The following is a 4,463-nucleotide window of genomic DNA, read 5'->3' as shown; positions in this document are numbered from 1 at the left end:
TGATCGATAAATGAATTATATTATTTCATCTGTCAACCATAAAGGGACTATAACACCTAAATTAAGGACAGCTTATTTTTGTGCACTTAAGAACTTTTCTGCTGTAGTTCAGGGAACAGCTGCGTTAATCTAGCAGCGGCAGAAAGACCGTTTAAATCGATCTGCTGGAGGCTTATTACTTGTTGTTGGCCGCATAATTGAATCTGCTCGGCTTGGTGGTTAATGCGTAAACCACGTTGATAGGCAGCAATCAATAACTGTCGTTGATCATGGTTTAAGCCAGCTGCTTCAGGTAAGGGCTGCGTTTGGTGCTCCTGATGATATCGGCGAGCTTGCTGTAGCGCAAAAGTAGCTACAGCAGGCTGGGCAACGAGTTTGGCGCTTGGCGTTAGTGCAGGCCGATCAACGCGCTGGGCAATCGTTGCGACGGCTTGCTGATAGGTAGTTGGCCAGCTTTGACTAAAAATTTGGAGCTGATGTAACCAGTCGTGCATTTCCGTGGCAAAAGCACACTGACTATCAGGGCGTTCCAGTGCTACTTGGTGGTTTTTTTGTTGTGCGGCGGCTAGTGCGTGCGGTAAGTCAGCAGGTAACGGCCGCACCGCTAAATAACTTAAAAAGACTTTGAAGAAACGCAGGGTGGTTAAGCTGATGGCACTGGCACTAAAAGGATCTAAATCAAATGTACGAAATTCAAGATAGTCGATACCTTGAGTTTTAAATGCCGCTAAATGTTCTTGATTTTTTAAACGAACAGGGCCATAGAATTCATGGGCAGAATAAAAATCACCATTGCTGACACCGTTATCAATTCCAGCTAGGTGTGCACTTAATGAAGAGTAGCTGACACGTTCTGAGGCGTCATTGGTAAAACCATACTGACTGTTACGAATACTACGTACAGGCTGTTTTAACGCCGCTGGCGGTGTTGCAAAATAATTAGCCGCAGCTTGTGGCGTAGCGCCAAATAAATAAGTCAGTAACCAGCGTGTCAGCATGAAGTTCTGCACAATATGAAAATAGATTTGGTTGCGAGTTGCTATCGATTGTCCAGCCAGTAATGCTGCGGGCAAGCTAAAGCTGACATGGCTGCCAGTCGTAATTTCATGAGGAATACCATATTTGGCTAATAAATAATCGCGGTAACTTTGATAAGCTGGTCGCTCAAAATGCGCCGCAATAAAATCAAGATCAGCTGTGCTGACTGCAGGCGGTAATGATAATGGCCAAATTAATTCGTCTGGTTGCATAGCTTGCGTGAAAACCATTTGTAAGGTTGCTAATTGTTGGCTTAATTTCGTCATTGATGAATGCGGGTCGGTAATCAGCTCGGCTTGAGTTTCAGCAAAGTCCGATTGAAAATAAGGATGAAATTGGCGGCTACCAAGAATCGGTGGATGAGGCGCACGACTAAGTTGGCCAGCCTGATCAATGCGATGTTCCTCAACTTCGACGCCTAAGCGACTTTGCTGGAGCAAGGCTTGTTGTTGCGGATCTGTTAATAAATTGCGCAAAACGATCACCACTTTATTTGAGATTGAACTTATTATACAGATTTCTATAATAAAGTGATATAAAAAAGCAAGAAAATATTTATCGCCGTTTTTAAGTATTGTTAGCGGTTAAATGCTAAAATTAACTTATCTAAATAGATGGGGGCTACAAATATGAAATCTGTTGATCTTGGTCGTAGTGGTTTAAACGCATCGGCTGTCGCGTTGGGTATTATGCGTATCAATGGCCTAGCTGATGATGCAGCAGCGGTAAACGTGTTAGAAACTGCCGTGGCCAACGGTATTAATTTCTTTGATAACGCGGATATGTATGGTAAAGGTGAATGCGAAGCGCGCTTTGGTCGTGCATTACGTCAATCCAAAATCAAACGTGAAGATATCCTGATCCAAACTAAAGTAGGTATTGTTGATCATGCATATGACTTTTCTAAAAAGCATCTAGTTGAAGCTGTCGATGCAAGTTTGCAGCGTTTAGGCGTCGATTACGTTGATTCATTACTTTTGCATCGACCAGATCCGTTGTTTAAACCAGAAGAGATTGCTGAGGTTTTTGATGGCCTGCAAAACGCCGGTAAGGTACGGCAATTTGGTGTCAGCAATATGAATCCCAGCCAAGTTGACTTACTCCAACATAGCCTAAATCAGAAGCTGATCGTTAATCAGCTCCAATTCGGTGTTATGCACACTGGCCCAGTTGATGCCGGCATGCACGTTAATATGTCTGATCCACGGAGCGTTGATCACGATGGTGGTATCATTGAATATTCACGCCTGCATAATATGACGATCCAAGCTTGGAGCCCGTTCCAGTATGGGTTCTTTGAAGGTGTCTTTATCGATAATCCTAAATTCATGGAATTAAATGATGAATTACAGAAATTAGCTGATAAATATCATGTCACTAAAAACGGCATTGCTGTTGCCTGGATCTTACGCCATCCGGCACATATGCAAGTTATTTTGGGTAGTATGAACTTAGAACGTATTGCGCAAATGGCCGCTGGTGCTGACGTTCAATTGACGCACCAAGAATGGTATGATGTTTACTTTGCTGCGGGCAATGATTTACCATAAGCCAGTGATGCTTAAAACAAAACTAACTTAAACTACACAAAAAGCTCATCCGGAAATATATCTTTTCGCGGATGAGCTTTTTTGTGTAATTGATGAAACGGCAATAACTGCTTACTGATTAATAGATGGCACAAATTTCTGGAATAGTGGGGTACTTCTTAAGGTAGAACTCTCGTGTTTTGAGTAGTGGCGAAATTTCTGATTCCGCGGAGCCTTGATGGAAGTAGAAAATCGGCTTGTCGGTATCCGCATTCTTAGTGACGTCTAAATAAAACGAGATCGATGACGTGAAAATTAGGTCATAGTCAGCAAAATCAGTGGCGTCATAAGGTTCTATATCAATATAGTTAAAGCCACGATATAGATCAAGGTAACGCCGATAAACCATGCTATCACCAGGAATCATTAAACCAACGCGTAAATGGTACTCTTTTTTGTATTCAGTATAAAGCGGCAATAATAAATGATATAACGACTGAATCATCTGTTCGTGATTACCTTGGAAATCAGCATATTTTTCAGGTAAGTGATCAACGTAATTACCAATTTCGTGATAAAGATCAGCGTAATCGTAGCCACCAGTCAAAATATTACGTTCAGTATTAGCGATGATCGATAATGATGGCATTGTGCCTTCGAACAAATAGCTAGTTAAGGCAACGTTAAGGACGTTACCAAGTAAAACTTTATCTAAAACTAAGCGCTTAGGCATTTTAAAACTGTTTTCTTGCATATAGTTCAAGAATTCAGTGGCAAACTGCCAAACAATGTTGTGTCGTGCGTAGAAATAGTCAATAGTCGTCTGTAAATAATTATCTTCTTTACGGAAAACCGGTAAGATATTCAATAATTGATAGCCAAAATGCAAAGTAGCTTGCTTACGGGCTTCAGTCAGCTCTGGATAATGGCGGTTACTGATCAATTCAGAATCCAATAATCGTGGATCATAATTATCATTATGATCTAACAAGATAGCATAGGCTGGATCATCTTCAACGTAATTGCCTTGATGCATGCGTAAACTAGATACAGCCAAAACTAATGGGAAAACATCGGAATTTTCCCATTCACTAGGTACTTGTAGGCGGGTCATAAACTGATCGCGTACTTCTAATGCCAGCTTCTGCAAGTGGTCGCCAAATGGCCAAATAACACCTTTAGTAGCTAGACGGAAAATGCAGAACAGGAAGAGGATCGTTTTACGTTCATCACCGACAATACTCATCCGGCTAAATGTGAAGTGTAAGCCAAAATTATGGAGTTGATCGTTTAATGGCTTAATTTTACGGAAGACAGTGGCACGACTAGTTTCATAGCGTTTGCAGAAATCATCGATCGATGGGTCTTCTTCTGTAGTCAGATAATAAATTGCTTGGTAGGGTAGTTGGTTAGAAATTAAATGGTAACGTAACGTATTCAGATCAACGGTTAACACCGTTGTATCTAGGCTACCGTTATCAGCAATCAAAGAAGGTGCTTCCGGATCGATCAAAGCTAATTCGTCCACCAATCCCTGGGTTAGTTTATAAGCCTTTGGGTAGGGTAGGTCGACACGTTGGGCAATTTCGTTGATTGAATAAACACCTTGGCGCATTGAAACTAGCGTACTGTAAATTCGAAAATATTGGTAAGCTCGGTCATTAAGCATCATTTGTTCAAAGTTCATAATCATTTCCCCCAATAAATTGCAAACGAAATTCTATCTATATATTTAATCACTTAAATTGATTAAGCAATAACGTTATTTACAAAATAGTTTTAATTATATTCTAAAATAATTGTAATCTACATACAAAATAATAACACGTTATCAAAATATTTCCAGTCGAGTGTTTAAATAATTATGTGTAAATGATTTATTGGGAATTGAAAAAG

At 40.5% G+C, this 4,463-nt stretch carries 3 protein-coding genes; 1 reads left to right on the top strand and 2 read right to left on the bottom strand.

Annotation, left to right across the window (positions count from 1 at the left end):
* Window positions 1-86: 86 nt before the first annotated feature.
* Window positions 87-1,514: a gamma-glutamylcysteine synthetase gene (locus EKM80_RS14450; RefSeq protein ID WP_125554365.1), complete on the bottom strand. Its 1,428-nt coding sequence runs from the start codon at window positions 1,512-1,514 to the stop codon at window positions 87-89.
* 153 nt (window positions 1,515-1,667) lie between these two features.
* Here EKM80_RS14450 and EKM80_RS14445 point away from each other — a divergent pair, with 153 nt between their 5' ends.
* Window positions 1,668-2,588, top strand: a complete 921-nt coding sequence (locus EKM80_RS14445) for an aldo/keto reductase (protein ID WP_125554363.1) — start codon at window positions 1,668-1,670, stop codon at window positions 2,586-2,588.
* A 118-nt stretch (window positions 2,589-2,706) separates the two neighbouring features.
* Here EKM80_RS14445 and EKM80_RS14440 read toward each other — a convergent pair whose 3' ends face one another.
* Entirely contained in the window at window positions 2,707-4,254 is a 1,548-nt protein-coding gene (locus EKM80_RS14440; RefSeq protein ID WP_125554361.1) for a helix-turn-helix domain-containing protein, read from the bottom strand.
* Between the last annotated feature and the right edge of the window lie 209 nt (window positions 4,255-4,463).

The sequence above is a fragment of the Loigolactobacillus jiayinensis genome, from assembly GCF_003946445.1.
GTDB classification, from domain to species: domain Bacteria; phylum Bacillota; class Bacilli; order Lactobacillales; family Lactobacillaceae; genus Loigolactobacillus; species Loigolactobacillus jiayinensis.
The sequence above is the reverse complement of the archived record's forward strand: the minus strand, read 5'-3'. Positions and strand labels throughout refer to the sequence as shown.

Coding starts and splice junctions, on each gene's coding strand:
- EKM80_RS14440 (WP_125554361.1), bottom strand. CDS start 4,254: ATGAACTTTGAACAAATGATGCTTAATGACCGAGCTTACCAATATTTT.
- EKM80_RS14445 (WP_125554363.1), top strand. CDS start 1,668: ATGAAATCTGTTGATCTTGGTCGTAGTGGTTTAAACGCATCGGCTGTC.